The organism is Castellaniella sp. S9 (genome assembly GCF_027257175.1).
Lineage (GTDB): Bacteria > Pseudomonadota > Gammaproteobacteria > Burkholderiales > Burkholderiaceae_B > Castellaniella.
This window is the reverse complement of record NZ_JAPFGD010000001.1, coordinates 67,156-83,561: the sequence shown is the minus strand read 5'-3', so window position 1 is coordinate 83,561 and position 16,406 is coordinate 67,156. Positions and strand designations below refer to the sequence as shown.

General features: G+C 68.0%; 14 protein-coding genes and 1 tRNA gene. 4 read left to right on the top strand and 11 right to left on the bottom strand.

Going from position 1 to position 16,406, the window contains the following annotated elements:
• The first annotated feature begins 32 nt into the window (after positions 1-32).
• Positions 33-1,235 (top strand): DesA family fatty acid desaturase, encoded by a 1,203-nt coding sequence (locus tag OOZ48_RS00395; protein WP_269494135.1) that lies wholly within the window; start codon positions 33-35, stop codon positions 1,233-1,235.
• Positions 1,232-3,550, top strand: a complete 2,319-nt coding sequence (locus tag OOZ48_RS00390) for a UvrD-helicase domain-containing protein (protein WP_269494132.1) — start codon at positions 1,232-1,234, stop codon at positions 3,548-3,550. Before OOZ48_RS00395 ends, OOZ48_RS00390 begins: the two co-directional genes overlap by 4 nt.
• 54 nt (positions 3,551-3,604) lie before the next feature.
• Here OOZ48_RS00390 and OOZ48_RS00385 read toward each other — a convergent pair whose 3' ends face one another.
• The 11 genes from OOZ48_RS00385 to OOZ48_RS00335 form a co-directional block, all read right to left on the bottom strand.
• On the bottom strand, positions 3,605-4,384 hold the full coding sequence (locus OOZ48_RS00385) for an ABC transporter permease (RefSeq protein WP_442867499.1): 780 nt from the start codon (positions 4,382-4,384) through the stop codon (positions 3,605-3,607).
• Positions 4,384-5,601 carry an ABC transporter substrate-binding protein gene (locus OOZ48_RS00380; protein ID WP_269494129.1) on the bottom strand — a complete coding sequence of 406 codons (1,218 nt, stop codon included), beginning with the start codon at positions 5,599-5,601 and terminating at the stop codon, positions 4,384-4,386. Before OOZ48_RS00380 ends, OOZ48_RS00385 begins: the two co-directional genes overlap by 1 nt.
• Positions 5,602-5,613: 12 nt before the next feature.
• Positions 5,614-6,441 carry an ABC transporter ATP-binding protein gene (locus tag OOZ48_RS00375; RefSeq protein WP_442867509.1) on the bottom strand — a complete coding sequence of 276 codons (828 nt, stop codon included), beginning with the start codon at positions 6,439-6,441 and terminating at the stop codon, positions 5,614-5,616.
• Positions 6,442-6,445: 4 nt separating this feature from the next.
• Positions 6,446-7,552, bottom strand: coding sequence for an acyl-CoA dehydrogenase family protein (locus OOZ48_RS00370; RefSeq protein WP_269494124.1), 1,107 nt, complete (start codon positions 7,550-7,552; stop codon positions 6,446-6,448).
• Positions 7,553-7,569: 17 nt separating this feature from the next.
• Complete coding sequence (locus OOZ48_RS00365; protein ID WP_269494122.1) at positions 7,570-8,112, bottom strand: carboxymuconolactone decarboxylase family protein; 543 nt, start codon at positions 8,110-8,112, stop codon at positions 7,570-7,572.
• 145 nt (positions 8,113-8,257) lie between these two features.
• Positions 8,258-10,198: an ABC-F family ATP-binding cassette domain-containing protein gene (locus OOZ48_RS00360; protein ID WP_269494120.1), complete on the bottom strand. Its 1,941-nt coding sequence runs from the start codon at positions 10,196-10,198 to the stop codon at positions 8,258-8,260.
• Positions 10,195-11,094, bottom strand: a complete 900-nt coding sequence (prmB, locus tag OOZ48_RS00355) for a 50S ribosomal protein L3 N(5)-glutamine methyltransferase (RefSeq protein ID WP_269494119.1) — start codon at positions 11,092-11,094, stop codon at positions 10,195-10,197. The genes OOZ48_RS00360 and prmB overlap by 4 nt, the downstream gene beginning before the upstream one ends.
• Positions 11,095-11,125: 31 nt before the next feature.
• Positions 11,126-12,268, bottom strand: a complete 1,143-nt coding sequence (gene dapE, locus OOZ48_RS00350) for a succinyl-diaminopimelate desuccinylase (protein WP_269494116.1) — start codon at positions 12,266-12,268, stop codon at positions 11,126-11,128.
• Entirely contained in the window at positions 12,269-13,093 is an 825-nt protein-coding gene (gene dapD / locus OOZ48_RS00345) for a 2,3,4,5-tetrahydropyridine-2,6-dicarboxylate N-succinyltransferase (protein ID WP_269494114.1), read from the bottom strand.
• A 116-nt stretch (positions 13,094-13,209) separates the two neighbouring features.
• Positions 13,210-13,917, bottom strand: coding sequence for a TerC family protein (locus OOZ48_RS00340; protein WP_269494110.1), 708 nt, complete (start codon positions 13,915-13,917; stop codon positions 13,210-13,212).
• 306 nt (positions 13,918-14,223) lie between these two features.
• Positions 14,224-14,308 (bottom strand) — tRNA-Leu (locus OOZ48_RS00335).
• 119 nt (positions 14,309-14,427) lie between these two features.
• On the opposite strand from OOZ48_RS00335, the gene tig reads away from it, so the two are divergent.
• Positions 14,428-15,738 carry a trigger factor gene (tig, locus tag OOZ48_RS00330; RefSeq protein ID WP_269494107.1) on the top strand — a complete coding sequence of 437 codons (1,311 nt, stop codon included), beginning with the start codon at positions 14,428-14,430 and terminating at the stop codon, positions 15,736-15,738.
• Positions 15,738-16,397: an ATP-dependent Clp endopeptidase proteolytic subunit ClpP gene (gene clpP, locus OOZ48_RS00325; RefSeq protein WP_269494106.1), complete on the top strand. Its 660-nt coding sequence runs from the start codon at positions 15,738-15,740 to the stop codon at positions 16,395-16,397. Before tig ends, clpP begins: the two co-directional genes overlap by 1 nt.
• Positions 16,398-16,406: the final 9 nt, after the last annotated feature.

Genomic DNA, 16,406 nt, shown 5'->3' with positions numbered 1-16,406 from the left:
ATTTCGATTGACCAAGGGCCTCGCCCATTGCCATGAACGATTTGCTCCACTTTCTGCAGGGTGGCCTGCTGCACCTGAACGCCTGGGAATTGATCGCGGTCACCCTGGTGCTGACGCACATCACCATTGCGGCCGTGACGATCTTCCTGCATCGCAGCCAGGCGCACCGCGGGCTGGATCTGCATCCGGCCGTCATGCATTTCTTCCGCTTCTGGCTGTGGCTGACCACCGGGATGGTGACCAAGGAATGGGTCGCCATCCACCGCAAGCACCACGCCAAGTGCGAACGCGAGGGCGACCCGCATTCGCCGGCCGTGTTCGGCCTGTCCAAGGTGTTCTTTCGCGGCGCCGAACTTTACCGCGCCGAGGCCACCAACCCCGAGACTCTGGCGCGTTTCGGCCACGGCACGCCCGATGACTGGCTCGAGCGCCGCCTGTACTCGCGCCACAACCTGCTGGGCATCCTGATCATGCTGATCGTGGACCTGGCCCTGTTCGGCGTGATCGGGCTGACGGTGTGGGCGATCCAGATGGCCTGGATTCCGTTCTGGGCGGCCGGCGTGGTCAACGGCCTGGGCCATGCCTGGGGCTATCGCAACTATGCCTGCCCGGACGACAGCACCAACGTGTCGCCCTGGGGCCTGCTGATCGGCGGCGAGGAACTGCACAACAACCACCATGCCTATGGCACCTCGGCCAAGTTCTCCACCAAATGGTATGAATTCGACCTGGGCTGGTGCTATATCCGCATTCTCCAGGCCCTGCGCCTGGCGCAGGTGCGCCGGGTGGCGCCGCGCCTGCGCCTGCAGCGCGCCGAGGCCGTGCCGATCGAGTCGCTCGACATGGCGCACCTGCAGGGCATCATCACCCACCGCTACGAGGTCCTGGCCCGCTACAGCCGGGTCCTGAAAAAAGCCGTGGCTCGCGAACTCGCCGTCGCCCGCGGGCGCCAGGGCGAGTGGCGGCTGCTGCGCCGCTGCCGCAAGTGGCTGCTGCACGAGGCCCCGGACCTGGCGCCCGCGCAGCGCGCCGAGGTGGATCGCGCCCTGGCCTTGGCGCCTTCGCTCTCGACCCTGGTGCAGATGCGCCGCGAACTCACCGCCTTGTGGGAATCCTCCAGCGCCAGCAGCGAGCAACTGCTGGCCGATCTGCGCGCCTGGTGCCAGCGCGCCCAGCAAAGCGGCATCGAGGGCCTCGAACAGTTTTCGCACCGTCTGCGCCGCTACGCCGTATGATCGATGGTTTGAACGAACGGCAGCGCGAGGCCGTGACGCAGCCGGCCGTGCACGCCCTGGTCCTGGCCGGGGCCGGCAGCGGCAAGACCCGGGTGTTGACCACCCGCATGGCCTGGCTGATCCAGACCGGCCAGGCCGGCCCCTACGGACTGCTGGCCGTGACCTTCACCAACAAGGCGGCGCGCGAGATGCTGGCGCGCCTGTCGGCGCTGCTGCCGCTGGATACGCGCGGCATGTGGGTGGGCACCTTCCATGGCCTGTGCAACCGGCTGCTGCGCGCCCATCACCGCGATGCCGGATTGCCGCAGACGTTCCAGATCCTCGACAGCGCCGACCAGCTGTCCGCCATCAAGCGCATGATCAAGACGGCGGGCATCGACGACGAACGCTTCCCGCCGCGCGACGTGCAGCGCATGATCAACAGCGCCAAGGAGGACGGCTTGCGTCCCTCCGACCTGGACGTGCGCGACCCCCAGGGCCGCCGCCTGGCCGAGCTGTACCAGCGCTACCAGGACCAATGCGAGCGCGAAGGCGTGGTCGATTTCGGCGAACTGCTGCTGCGCGCGTATGAGCTGCTGCAGCGCGAGGCGCCGATCCGCGAACATTACCAGCGCCGTTTCCAGCACATCCTGGTGGATGAGTTCCAGGACACCAACGTGTTGCAATACCGCTGGCTGATGCTGCTGGCGGGGCCGCACACCCCGGTGTTCGCCGTGGGCGACGACGACCAGTCCATCTATGCGTTTCGCGGGGCCAACGTCGGCAATATGGCCGACTTCGAACAGCGCTACGCGCGCGGCAACGTGATCCGCCTCGAGCAGAACTACCGGTCCCATGGCCACATCCTGGATGCCGCCAATGCCTTGATCGCACACAACACCCGTCGCCTGGGCAAGAACCTCTGGACCGAGATGGCCGAGGGCGAACCCTTGCGCGTGGTCGAGCAGGCCTCGGACGCCCTCGAGGCCCAATGGCTGGTCGACGAGATCCGTGCCCTGATCCGCGAGGGTCGCGCGCCGCACCAGATCGCCGTGCTCTACCGCAGCAACGCGCAGTCCCGGCCGATCGAGCACGCCCTGTTTTCCGCGCGCCTGCCGTATCGCGTCTATGGCGGCCAGCGTTTCTTCGAGCGCCAGGAGGTCAAGCACGTCCTGGCCTACCTGCGCCTGATCGATAATCCGCAGGACGACACCTCGTGGATGCGCGTGGTCAATCTGCCCACGCGCGGCATCGGCGCGCGTACGCTCGAGCAACAGGCCGACCTGGCCGCGCAGTACGGCGTCAGCCTGTTCGGCGCGGTGCCCTACGTGGCGGGCAAGGGCGGCGCGAACCTCGCGCGCTTTGCCGCGTTGATCCAGGCCATGGCACACGAGGCGCAGTCCCTGGACCTGCCCGAGCTCATCGGCCACGTCGTTCACCGCAGCGGGCTCGAGGCGCACTACCGCGCCGACCGCGAGGGCCAGGACCGGCTCGACAACCTGCAGGAACTGGTCAACGCCGCGGCGGCCTTCGTCGCCGAGGAAGGCTTCCAGGGTCTGGCCGCAGGCCGCATTCCCGAGGATCACGCCGGCGCGGCCTCAGGGGCGTCCGCGCCGCTCGGGGCGCAGGACGCGAATGCGGACCTCGCCTTCGGCCCGGCGGAGCAGCCGCCCGCCGTCATGTCGCCGCTGGCGGCATTCCTCAGCCATGCCTCCCTAGAGGCCGGCGACAACCAGGCGCAGGCCGGCGAGGACGCGGTGCAATTGATGACCGTCCATGCGGCCAAGGGGCTGGAATTCGACGTGGTGTTCATCACCGGTCTCGAGGAAGGCCTGTTTCCCCACGAAAACAGCCTGCTCGACCCGGGCGGGCTCGAGGAGGAACGCCGCCTGATGTATGTGGCGATCACCCGCGCCCGCGAGCGGCTGACACTGACGCTGGCCCAGAGCCGCATGCTGCACGGCCAGACGCGCTATGCCATGCGGTCGCGCTTTCTCGACGAGATCCCCGAGGAACACCTGAAGTGGCTTACGCCGCGTGCGCGCCAGGCGCCCGAGCCGCCCGCCTGGAGCGGCGCGTTCCGGCGCGGCGCAGGCTGGCATGCCGAGGGCGGCAGCGCCTTTGCGCCACGCGCACCGCGCACCGCCGCCAGCGGCGTCACAGTGGGCGAGCAGTGCTTCCGCATCGGCCTGGGCGTGCGCCACGCCCGTTTCGGCGAGGGCACCGTGGTCAGCCTCACCGGCTCGGGCCAGGACGCGCAGGCCCGGATCGAATTCCGCGACGCCGGCGCCAAGACCCTGGCCCTGGCCGTGGCCAAGCTCGAAATCCTGGAGTAGGGCGACCGGCCTCTTGCGCCGCGTATCGCGGGGGACGGGATCCGCCGCGTGGACTCAGGCGCGCCCGCGCGCCCAGCGCCGGTGCAGCTTCTGCGCGACGGTGTCCAGCACGAAGCCCAGTGCGCCGATCAGCACGATCACCGCCATCAATTCCGAGTAGGCCAGGCGGTCGCGGGTGTCCAGGATGAAGTATCCCAGGCCGGAACTCACGCCCAGCATCTCGCAGGGCACGAGGATGATCCAGACGATGCCGATCGCCAGGCGCAGGCCCGTCAGGATGTGGCCCATCGAGCCCGGCAGCACGATGCGCCAGAGGATCTCGCGGCGGGTGGCGCTCAGGCTGTGGGCCAGCATCAGCCAGCGGCCGTCCAGGCTGCGCACGCCGGCGCTGGTGTTCAGGATGATGGGCCACACGGCGGCGAAGCTCAGCAGGAAATAAATGGGGGCGTCGCCGATGCCGAACAGCATCACGGCGATCGGCATCCAGGACAGCGGCGAGATCATCCTCAGGAACTGGAAGGCCCCGCTGGTGCCCGATTCCAGCTTGCGCGACGAGCCGATCGCCAGGCCGATGGGGATGCCGAACAGCAGGGCCCAGAACAGGCCGACCGCGACCCGGCGCAGGCTGACCAGGGTGTGCACGGTCAGCTCATTGCCGGCGATCAGCTCGCTGAGGCTGCTCAGCGCCACGCCCGGCGCGAACAGGCGCGCCATGCCCTGGTCCTGGCCCATCAGGGCGATGCCGCCCGCCCACAGGGCGAACAGCGCCAGCAGGCCGCAGGCGCTCAGGGCGAGGCGCCGGCGGGCGGGAAGGGCAGCGAGGCGGGTATTCATCAGCTCACCGAGAACGTTTCTGTGCGGGTAAAGGATTCGGGCAGGCCGAACGCGGCCATGCCGCCGGCGGCCTGGATCGCTTGTTTGACATAGCGGTCGTCGACCAGATCGCGGGCCACGAAGGCGGGGTCCAGCTCCTGGAGGAATTCATTGCGGCCCAGCACGTAGGTCGTCTTCAGCAGCTCGACCAGCTTCTCGGTGTAGCTCGGGAAGGGGTAGGGCTGGAAGTCGATGCGCTTTTCCTGCCAGTCGGCATGGCGGATGGCGCCGGTGCGGGCATATTCGGCGTCCAGTTCGGCCGAGGGGAGCAGCACGCGACCCAGGGTTTCGCGGGTATGGGGCGTGTAGTCCGCCGCATTGTCGCGCGACAGGATGTCCACGGCTTCGGCGCGGTGGTCGCGCGTCCAGACCTGCGCCTGGACGATGGCGCTGACGACTTTCTGCGACCAGTCCGGGCGTTCCTGCAGATCGCGTTCGTGCATGGTCACCACGCAGCAGGCGTGGTTGCGCCAGACGTCGCCGGTGAAGCGCCAGACCTTGCCGACCTTCAGCAGTTCGGCCATGGCATTGAAGGGCTCGGCCACGATGTAGCCCGAGATGCGTCGCGACCCCAGAGCCGGCAGCATGTCGCCTGGGGACATCACCACGAGCTTCACCTGCTTGGCGCCGGGCTCGCCCTCGCTGATGAACTCGAGGCCGGCCTCCTGCAGGATGCGCTGCAGGACGATGTTGTGGACCGAATACCAGAACGGGATGGCGACGGTGGTGCCGCCCAGGTCCTCGAGCTTGTCGACGTCGGGCAGCACGGTGAGGCAGGACCCCTCCATGTGGTTCCAGGCGACCACCTTGGCGGGCGAACGGCTGCCGTAGCGCGACCAGATCGTCATCGGCATCAGCAAATGCACCACGTTGACCTGGCCGGCGAGGAAGGCCTCCACGATCTGCGACCAGCTGCGAAAGCGCCGGGGCTTTTCGACCTGCAGGCCCTGTGCCTCGAACAGCTTGTTGTGGTGGGCGACCAGCAGCGGCGTGGCGTCCGTGATCGGCAGGTAGCCGATCCGCACGGGCGCATCGGGCTCGGCGGCGCGCGCCTCGCGGCCGGCCTGCAGCAGCGGCAGGGCGCCGGCCACGGTGAACAGCGAGGACAGTTTCAGGAATTGGCGGCGGCGCGCCAGGGTGCCTTCGTCGGGGCCGCAGCAGAGATCGAGCAGTTTCATGGGGTGTGTCTGTCAGGTTTTTCGGATGGAGCGCGTGGCGCGCAGTTTCTGGACGATCTCGACGCGGATCGCGGTGAGGCGCGGATCGACTTCGTCGCGGGGATGTGGCTGGCTGATCGTCCATTGGGCGATGAGGCGGCCGGGTTGCTCGCCAATCAGCAGGATGCGGTCGGCCAGGATGAGGGCCTCGTCGATATCGTGCGTGACGAGGATCGCGGCGGTGCCGTGGCGCTGGACGATACGCAGCAGCAGGGTCTGCATTTCCTCGCGGGTGACTTCGTCGAGCGCGCTGAAAGGTTCGTCCAGCAGCAGGATCTCGGGCTCGCGGGCCAAGGTGCGCGCAAGCGATGCGCGTTGGGCCATGCCGCCCGAGAGCTCGTCGGGGAATCGCTTGCGTGCGGGGGCAAGGTCGACCTCGGCGATTGCACGGTCGACGCGCCGCGCCCGTTGCGTCGCATCCAGCGCGGGCTGGTGCTTGAAATCCAGCCCGAAGCCGACGTTCTCCTCGAGGGTCAGCCAGGGCAGCAGGCTGGGGTCCTGGAATACGAAGCCCAGCCGCGGATGCGGGCCGTGCAGGACTTGTCCATCGACACGCACCTCGCCGCGCTCGGCCTTCTGCAGGCCGGCCAGCACGCGCAGCAGCGAGGATTTGCCCACGCCGCTGGGCCCCAGGATTGCGACGATCTCGCCGCGCCGCAGCTCCAGCGAGAAATCCCGCAGTACGGTCAGCGGCGCCGCCTGCGGCCGGGGATAGCTGAGGACGATGTCCCGCGCCGCCAGCAGCACGGCCTCGGGACGCGCCTCGGTGCCGGCGGGGTCGATCGACAGGAGGGTATCCATGCGTTCAGGCAGCCTGCTGTTCTTCCAGCGCATGGATCTCCTTGCGCAGGTGCTTGAGGGCCGGGGTGACGATGGCGACGAACAGGGCCTCGCGCAGGCGGCGCTGCGCCGGATGGCGCATCAGGTAACCCTTGGCGCCGGCATGCAGCGCCGCGGACTGGGTCGCCCGCAGGGTCAATTCGGAGGCCTGCGCACGGGCGCGCAGAATGTCCAGCGGCCGCGCCGCATCGTCCTGGTCGGCCAGCACGCCGGTGGCGTCCTGCAGGCCTCGCAGCTCGGCCTCCAGCGTATCGGCCTGGTCGTCCAGGAACACATTCACGTGGGCGTGGGTGTTGTTGCTGTCGCGGATGGTCTGCAGGCTGGCCTCGGCGATGCCCTGGCCGATGCCGATCTGCGTCAGCACGAAGCCGGGCTTGATGCGCTTGATGTAGGCCTGGAACTGCTCGGGGCGGGCGATGACGTCGTGCGCCGGGATGAAGGCGTCCTTCAGGCGCACGTTGTAGGTGCCCGAACCCGCCAGTCCCGCAAAGTCCGGGCAATCGTGCAGGATGAGGCCGTCCGTGCCGGGCGGCACGGCGAACATGATGTAGCCGCCGTCCTCGACTGCGGCGGCGACGATGACCAGATGGCCCTCGCCGATGTTCGAGACCCAGGGCAGCGAGCCGCTGACCCGGTAGCCGTCGCCGTCGCGGCGGCCGCGCAGGTTGATGCGCTCGATGCCGGCCAGGTGCTTGACCGCGTTGGACATGCCGGTGCCGGCCAGCAGTTCCCCGCCGGCGATCGGGCGCAGGTAGCGCTCGCGCGGGCCTTCGGCGGGCGAGTGCAGCAGGTACCAGGCGCAGGCCGATTGGCACCAGGCCAGGAAAGCGGTCGAGCCGCAGGCGCGGCCGACCAGCGCGATCGACTCGATCTGCGCGGCCAGGCCTTGGCCCTGGCCGCCATGGGCCCGGGGAATGGCGGCCGAGAAACCGCCCAGGCGGCCGTAGGCCTGGAGGAACTCGCGGGGATACAGGCCGTCCTGGTCGATGGCCTGCGCCTGCGGGGCGAGCGCCTCGCGGATCAGCGCCTCGAGGGATTCGCCTTGTGCCGCGGACAAGCGTGCTGTGGTCATGACCGGTGCCTCCAGGATCAGGCGTAGGCCTGGAGTTCCGGGTTGATCGGGGTCCTGGCCAGGTTGTTGGCGTAATTGCACAACGTGGCGAGGCTGACGCCCAGCACCACGTCCAGCGCGTTGGCCTCGCTGTAGCCGGCGGCCTTGAAGGCCTCGATGGCCTCGTCCGGGACCTGGCCCTTGTTCTCGAGCACGCTCAGGGTGAAGCGCGCCAGGGCGTCCAGCTTGGCATCGGCCAGGCCCTGGATGTTGCGCAGGGCTTCCACGAGAGGCTCAGGCAGTTGCAGCTTCTTGTAGGCGATCTTGGTGTGCCCGGCGACGCAGAAACCGCAGCCGTTATAGGTCGCCGCCGTGATCTGCACCACCTCGCGCTCGGTCGGCGTGAGGCTGTTGCGGCCATTGATGGCGCCCACCACCTGATAGGTCTCGAGGGCGGTGGGGGCATTGGCGAGCACCCCCAGCAGGTTGGGCAGAAAGCCATTGGCCTGTTGCGCGGCGCGCAGGCGGTCCTGCGCGTCGGCATGCGCGGTGTCGATGGATTGAATGGTCAGGCGGCTCATGATCAGCATACTCGGAATGAAGGTTGAAACAGTTTTTCATTCTAAGGATGCCGTTCTTCATACCGAACGAATATAACGGTATTAGATTATTCAAGCCTGGAATATGGCGGTGCCGGACAGTTCCGCCGCGGCCGCGCGGCGACGATCAGGCCGGGTCGGGTTCGCGCTCGATCGCCTCGATGGCCTCCTGCACCTGCAGCCAGTCGTCCTCCAGCGCCTGATGCGCCTTGCTGAGCTCGCCATGCTCGGCGAGCAAGGCGGGGCGGGTCTCCTTATGCGCGTCCGTGTAGAAATCAGGATCGGCGATTTGCGCGTCGATGTCTTTCAGGCGGGCCTCGGCGCGCGCCATGTCGGCCTCGATGCGACGCAGGCGTTCCTCGAGGGGCTTGCGCTGCGCCGCCAGTCGCTGGCGCGCCTCGGCCTGGAGGCGGCGCTGCGTCTTGCGGCCGGGTTCGGCGGGCGTGTCGGCGCGCGCGTCTTCGCGGGCTTGCGCCCGTGCAGCCGTGCCGCGCCGCTGCAGCCAGTCCCGGTAGTCCTCCAAATCGCCATCGAAGGGCTGGACGCGGCCGTCGGCCACGATCCAGAAATCGTCCACCGTGGTGCGCAGCAGATGGCGATCATGCGACACCAGCAGCACACTGCCGGGAAAGCCCGCCAGGGCGCGCGCCAGGGCCTCTCGCGTATCCACGTCCAGGTGGTTGCTGGGCTCGTCGAGCAGCAGCAGGTTGGGTTTGCGCCAGACGATCAGCGCGAGCGCGAGGCGCGCCTTTTCACCTCCAGAGAACGGCGCCACGGGCGCATCGGCCATGGCGCCGCCGAAGCCGAAGCCGCCCAGCATGTTGCGCAGTTCCTGCTCGCGCGCCTCGGGCGCAATGCGCACGAAATGCTGCAACGGCGTCAGGTCCGGATCCAGGACGTCGAGCTGTTGCTGGGCGAAATAGCCGATCTCCAGGCCCTTGGCCGGCCGGTAGGCCCCCGCCAGGGGCGCGAGTTCGCGCGCCAGGGTCTTGACCAGCGTGCTCTTGCCGGCCCCGTTGACGCCCAGGATGCCGATGCGGCTGCCGCCGCGCACGATCAGGTCGACGCCCTCGAGCACGCGGCGAGGCCCGTCCGCCGCCCCCGCATAGCCGAGTTCGGCCGCCTCGAGCGTCAGCAGGGTGTCGGGCGTCTGGACCGGATCGGGCAGGCGTATGTCGATCCCCGATTCAGCGGCCAGGGGCGCCAGGGTCTGCATGCGCGCCAGCGCCTTGACCCGGCTTTGCGCCTGCTTGGCCTTGGTCGCCTTGGCCTTGAAGCGGTCGATGAAGGATTGCAGGTGGGCCGCCGTGCGCGCCTGGCGCTCGCGCGCCAGCTGGTTCTGGCGCAGGCGCTCGGCGCGCTGTTCGAGGAAGGCCTCGTAGCCGCCCTTGTAGCGCACCAGCGTGCCTTGGTCGAAATGCAGGATCGCCCGGGCGATCGCATCGAGGAACTCCGTGTCGTGCGAGATCAGCAGCACCGTGCCCGGATAGTTCGACAGCCAGCGCTCCAGCCACAGCATGGCGTCCAGGTCCAGGTGGTTGGTCGGCTCGTCCAGCAGCAGCAGGTCCGAGGGCGCCATGAGCGCGCGCGCCAGGGCGATGCGCATTTGCCAGCCGCCCGAAAAGCTTTCGACGGGACGTTCCCATTCATCGGGGGCGAAGCCCAATCCGGCCAGCAATTGCTCGGCGCGCGAGGGCGCGCTCCAGGCGTTCGCCTCGACCAACGCGGCCTCCAGTTCGGCGATCGCCTGGCCATCCTCATCGGACGTTGCCGCGCGGCGGGCCTGCAGCGCGCGCAGCCGTGTGTCGCCGTCGATCACGAATTCACGCGCCGGCCGGCCGGTATCGCGCAGGATCTGCTCGACATTGGCGATGCGCCAGCCCGGAGGGATCTCCAGGGCGCCGGCATCGGCATCGAGTTCGCCGCGCAACAGCGCGAACAGCGTGGACTTGCCCGCGCCGTTCTTGCCCACGACGCCGATGCGTTCGCCGGGATGCACGACGAACTCGGCACCCTCGAGCAGGACCTTGGCGCCGCGCCTGAGGGCCAGGCCGCTGGCGCGGATCACGGCTCGAGCTGCTCGCGCCGGAGCAGCATGATCTGGTCGCTGGTCGCCTCGGTCTCGATCCAGAGGGGTTCCAGCTTCGGGAAGGCGGCCTCGAAATGCGCGCGCTCGTGACCGATCTCGAGCACCAGCAGGCCCTCCGGCGCGAGGAAGCGCGGCGCGTCGCGCACGATGCGCCGCACCAGGTCCATGCCGTCGGCGCCGCCGGCCAGCGCCAGACGCGGTTCGTGCTGGTATTCGGGCGGCAGGACCGCCATGGAGCGCGCATTCACGTACGGCGGGTTGCAGAGGATGAGGTCGTAGCCCGTACCCTCCGGGACCTGCTCGAAGCCGTCGCTATACAGGGCCTGGACGCGGTTCTCCAGCCCGTACAGCGCGATGTTGCTGCGCGCGACCTCGAGCGCGCCCTGCGAGATGTCCACCGCGTCGACCTGTGCGGATTCGAAGGCCTGGGCGGCCAGGATCGCCAGGCAGCCCGAGCCGGTGCACAGGTCCATCACCCGGCTGACCGCTTCGGGCTCGGCGATCCATGGCGACAGCGCATCGGTCAGCAGCTCGGCGATCGGCGAGCGCGGCACGATCACACGCTCGTCCACCAGGAAGCGCCGGCCCTGCAGCCAAGCCTCGCCCGTCATGTAGGCGGCGGGCTTGCGCGTGGCGATCCGCTGCTGGATCAGGTCGATGCAGCGCTGGCGCTCGCGCTCGAGCAGGCGTGCATCCAGAAAAGGCTCCAGCGTGTCCAGCGGCAGGTGCAGGCCGTGCAGCAGCAGGTAGGCCGCCTCGTCCCAGGCATTGTCGCTGCCGTGGCCGAAATGCAGGCCGGCGGCGTTGAAGCGGCTGATGGACCAGCGCAGCAGATCGCGCAGCGTGAGCAATTCGGCGGAATAGGGGACGGACATGGGCGGTCTCTGGAAGAAAGGTGCCGGCGGCTCAGGACGCATCCGGCAGCAGATGCTCGAGGGTGCGCCGGTAAATGTTCTTGAGCGGATCGAGCGTATCCAGGCGGATATGCTCGTCGGCCTGGTGGATGGACGCGTTGATCGGACCGAATTCGACAACCTGCGGGCAGATCTGCGCGATGAAGCGCCCGTCCGAGGTGCCGCCGGTGGTCGAGAGCACGGCCTGCACGCCGGTCTCGTCGGCGATGGCTTGCTGCAGCGCGTCGCACAGGGCGCCTTGCGGCGTGAGGAAGGGCAGGCCGCTGATCGTCCAGTCCAGGCCATAGTCCAGGCCGTGGCGATCCAGGATCGCGGCGATGCGCGCCTGCAGCGTCTGCGGCGTGCTGGCGGTGGAAAAGCGGACATTGAAATCCAGGACCGCGACGCCGGGGATGACGTTGCCGGCGCCTGTGCCCGCGTGCATGTTGGAGACCTGGAACGTGGTCGGCGGAAAATATGCGTTGCCCTCGTCCCAGTGCGTGCCGGCCAGCTCGGCCAAGGCGGGCGCCACCGCGTGGATCGGATTGCGGGCCAGGTGGGGATAGGCCACGTGGCCCTGGATGCCGTGCACCGTCAGGCGCCCGGACATCGAGCCGCGCCGGCCGTTCTTGATCGTGTCGCCCAGCGTTTGGCCGCTGGTGGGCTCCCCCACGATGCAGTAGTCCAGGGCCTCGCCGCGCTCGCGCAATCGCCGGCAGACGTGCGTGGTGCCTTCGGTGGCCGGCCCTTCCTCGTCCGAGGTGATCAGCAGCGCGATCGACCCGCGGTGGCGGGGGCGGGCGGCGATGAATTCCTCGGCGGCGACGATAAAGGCCGCGATCGAGGATTTCATGTCGGCCGCCCCGCGGCCCACCAGCAGGCCGTCGCGTTCGGTGGGGTGGAAGGGCGGACTCGTCCAATCGTCGAGCGGGCCGGTGGGCACCACGTCGGTGTGTCCGGCGAAGACCAGGACGGGCGCCTCGGTGCCGCGCCGCGCCCATAGGTTGGCCACCGGGCCGCTGTCCATGGATTCGCAGACGAAGCCCAGCGGCGCAAGCCGCTGCGCGATCAGGGCCTGGCAGCCCGCGTCATCGGGCGTGACCGAGGGCAGGGCGATCAGCGCCTCGCACAGGGCGCGCACGGGCGAGTGGGACATTCAGGCCCTCAATAAATCGTTGATGCTGGTCTTGGCGCGGGTCTTGGCGTCGACGCGCTTGACGATCACCGCGCAGGCCAGGCTGTGGCTGCCGTCGGCCGCCGGCAGGGCGCCCGGCACCACCACCGAGCCGGCCGGCACCCGCCCGGTGCGGATCTCACCGGTCGTGCGGTCATAGATGCGGGTGCTTTGCGAGATGAACACGCCCATCGCCAGGACCGAGTTTTCCTCGACGACCACGCCTTCGACGACTTCGGAGCGGGCGCCGATGAAGCAGTTGTCCTCGATGATGGTGGGGCCGGCCTGCAAGGGCTCGAGCACGCCGCCGATGCCCACGCCGCCGGACAGGTGCACGTGGCGTCCGATCTGGGCGCAGGAGCCCACCGTGGCCCAGGTATCGATCATGCTGCCTTCCCCCACGTAGGCGCCGATGTTCACGTAGGAGGGCATCAGCACCACGTCGCGGGCGATGTAGGCGCCCCTGCGCACCGTGGCCGTGGGCGCCACGCGAAAGCCGCCGCGCCGGAAGTCGTCGTCGCCGTAGTCCTGGAACTTCAGCGGCACCTTGTCGTAGTACAGCTGCGGCGCCTGCCCCATGACGCGGTTGTTCTCCAGCCGGAACGACAGCAGGACTGCTTTCTTGACCCACTGGTGCACTTGCCAGTCGCCGTCGATCTTCTCGGCGACGCGCAGCGTGCCGTCGTCCAGCTCCGCCAGCGTGGCGGCCACCGCCGCGCGCAGCGCCTCGGGCGCCTGTCCCGGGTCCACGGACGCGCGGTCCTCCCAGGCGGCTTCGATGATGTCCTGTCGTGACGTACGGTTCATGGCGGGCTCGCAGTGCTGGCGCTCGGTGTCTCGTCCGCGCATCGAGGTCGATGCCCGGACGGTTTCGAGAAAAGGCGGTTATTGTAGCGGATGGCCCCCGCGCCCGGCCCCGCCGCTCAGCCTTGTGCCTGATGCGCTTTCTTGCGCTTGGCCAACTGCGATCCCAGGCCGACGACCAGCAGCGCGCACACGAGCTCGACAGACAGTTTCAGCAGGGTGGAGGGCTCGCCCAGACGCTCGACGACCACGATGTCGGTGACCAGCATGCCGCCCGCGATCCAGCCCAGCAGCGCCGCGCCGAAGGTGACGACCAGCGGATAGCGGTCGATCAGCTTGAGCACCAGCGTGCTGCCCCAGATGATGATGGGCACGCTGACCAGCAGGCCGAATACCACCAGGCCGATCTGGTGGTCGGCATGCGCCCCCTGGGCGGCGCCGGCGATGGCGATGACGTTGTCCAGGCTCATGACGAAATCCGCGATCAGGATGGTCTTGACGGCTGTCATGATCGAAGCCCCGCCGGTGATCTTGTCGTGCGCGCCTTCCTCGGGCAGCAGGAGCTTGACGCCGATCCACAGCAGCAGCAGGGCGCCGATGATCTTCAGGAACGGCACGCTGAGCAGCGTCAGGGCAAAGGCGATCAGCGCGACGCGCAGACCGATGGCTCCCGCCGTGCCCCATAGAATGCCTTGCATGCGTTGCTTGGGCGACAGGTTGCGGCAGGCCAGCGCGATCACCACGGCGTTGTCGCCACCCAGCAGGATGTCGATCATGATGATCTGGAAGACCGCGACCCAGCTCAGTGTTTGAAAGAATTCGAGCATCGATTTCCCTTAGGATGTGTTTCGTTGACGTTGAAAAACAAGCCGGGCCCGGATGCGCGCCGCCGTGCCCGGAACGCGGACACGGGCCTGGCAACAAAAAGGCCTGGACCACCAAGGGCCAGGCCTGTCATAGAGAAGACGCACCTTGCCCATGGGCAAGGTCTTGCTCCAACCATCGGTTGCCGGGGCACCGGGCACCTGCAGGCAGGCGGGCCGTATTGACGATGCCGCGAAAGGTGAGCTACTCCCCTTGAGCGGGCGATTGTAGACGATCGCTCGAAAAACCGCGTGTTTAATTTGGTATCGTGGTGCGAACGGAGAGACTCGAACTCTCATACCTTGCGGCGCCAGAACCTAAATCTGGTGCGTCTACCAATTCCGCCACGTTCGCACGGCAAGCCGAGTATTATAGCGGGATTCCCCACGGCGCCTCCGCGGTCCGCGAGCGATTCCCGTTTCCGCTAAAATACGTCGTTTACCGTCCAATTTCACTATTTCAATAGGTCCCGAATGCAGCCTGTGGTTGAAAAATTGTCCGGCCTCGAGCGCCGAGTCGATCTGACCGTATCCGTCGCCGACATCGAGAAAGAGGTCCAGGCGCAACTCAAGCGCGTCGCCCGCACCGCCAAGATCCAGGGCTTTCGTCCCGGCAAGGCGCCCCTGTCGGTCATCGAGCGCAGCCACGGACCCAGCGTGCGCTACGAGGTGATCAACACCGAGATCGGCAAATCCCTGGACAAGGTCATCGGCGAGGCCAAGCTGCGCGTGGCCGGCACGCCCAGCCTCGAACCCCGCACCGAAGGCGTGGGCGACGACGTGCTGGCGTTCTCCGCCACTTTCGAGGTCTATCCCGACGTCGAACTGCCCGAGCTGTCCGCCCTCGAGATCACCCGCAGCGAGGTCGAAGTCGGCGATGCCGAGGTGCAGAAAACCCTCGACATCCTGCGCAAGCAGCGCACGGTCTTCAAGCCCGCCGAGGGGCGCGCCGCCCAGGACGGTGATCGCGTGACCCTCGATTTCGCGGGCACCATCGATGGCGTCGCCTTCGAAGGCGGCACCGCCACCCAATTCCCCTTCGTCTTGGGCGAGGGCCGCATGCTGCCCGAATTCGAGCAAGCCGTCACCGGCATGCAGGCCGGCGAGGAAAAAACCTTCCCGCTGATTTTCCCGGCCGACTACGGCAGCGAGGCGGTCGCCGGCAAGACCGCCGAATTCCGGATCACGGTCACCGAGGTGGCCGAGCCCGAACTGCCCGAGATCGATGCCGATTTCGCCAAGGCGCTGGGCCAGGCCGAAGGCGACGTCGAGGCGCTGCTCGCCGACGTGCGCGGCAACATCGAGCGCGAGGCCAAGGCCCGCGCCAGGAACCTCACCAAGTCCAGCGTCATGGACGCCTTGGCGGCCGCCTGCCAATTCGACCTGCCCAAGGCGCTGGTCGACAGCGAAATCGCCAACCGCACCGCCGCCGCCCGCGAGGAACTGAAAAATCGCGGCCTGCCCAACGCCGATTCCATCCCCATTCCCGAGGACACCTTCAAGGCCGAGGCCGAGCGCCGCGTGCGCCTGGGGCTGCTGGTCTCCGAACTGATCAAGTCCGCCGAGCTGCAGGCCAAGCCCGAACAGGTCCGTGCCCGCATCGAGGAATTCGCCCAAAGCTACGAGCAGCCCGCGCAGGTCGTCGCCTACTACCTGTCCGACCGGCAGCGCCGTGCCGAGATCGAGTCCCTGGTGCTCGAGGACAATGTCGTCGAACACGTCCTGGCCAGCGCCAAGGTCACCGCCGAGACGGTCGACTTCGACACCTTGATGGGGACGCGCTGATGTCCAGGTTCGCCGATTTCTATGCAGCCATGCATGGCGGGGATTCGGTGGTCCCCACGGGGCTGGGTTACGTCCCCATCGTCATCGAGCAGTCCGGCCGCGGCGAACGGTCCTACGACATCTACTCGCGCCTGCTGCGCGAGCGGGTGATCTTTTTCGTCGGTCCGGTCAACGACCAGTCGGCCAACCTGGTCGTGGCGCAGCTGCTGTTCCTCGAATCGGAAAACCCCGACAAGGACGTCTCGCTGTACATCAACTCGCCGGGCGGGTCGGTGTATGCCGGCATGGCGATCTACGACACCATGCAATTCATCAAGCCCGATGTGTCCACCCTGTGCACCGGGCTGGCCGCCAGCATGGGCGCCTTCCTGCTGGCCGCCGGCGCCAAGGGCAAGCGCTACGCCTTGCCCAATTCGCGTATCATGATTCACCAGCCATCCGGCGGTGCCCAGGGGCAGGCCTCCGACATCCAGATCCAGGCCAAGGAAATCCTCAGCCTGCGCGAGCGTCTGAACAGGATCCTGGCGGACCGCACGGGGCAGGACATCGAGCGCATCGGTGTGGACACCGAGCGCGATAATTTCATGTCGGCCGACGAGGCGCAGGAATACGGCCTGATCGACAAGGTCCTGGTTTCACGCAGCAACGAGGCGAGTTGAGTATAGTTT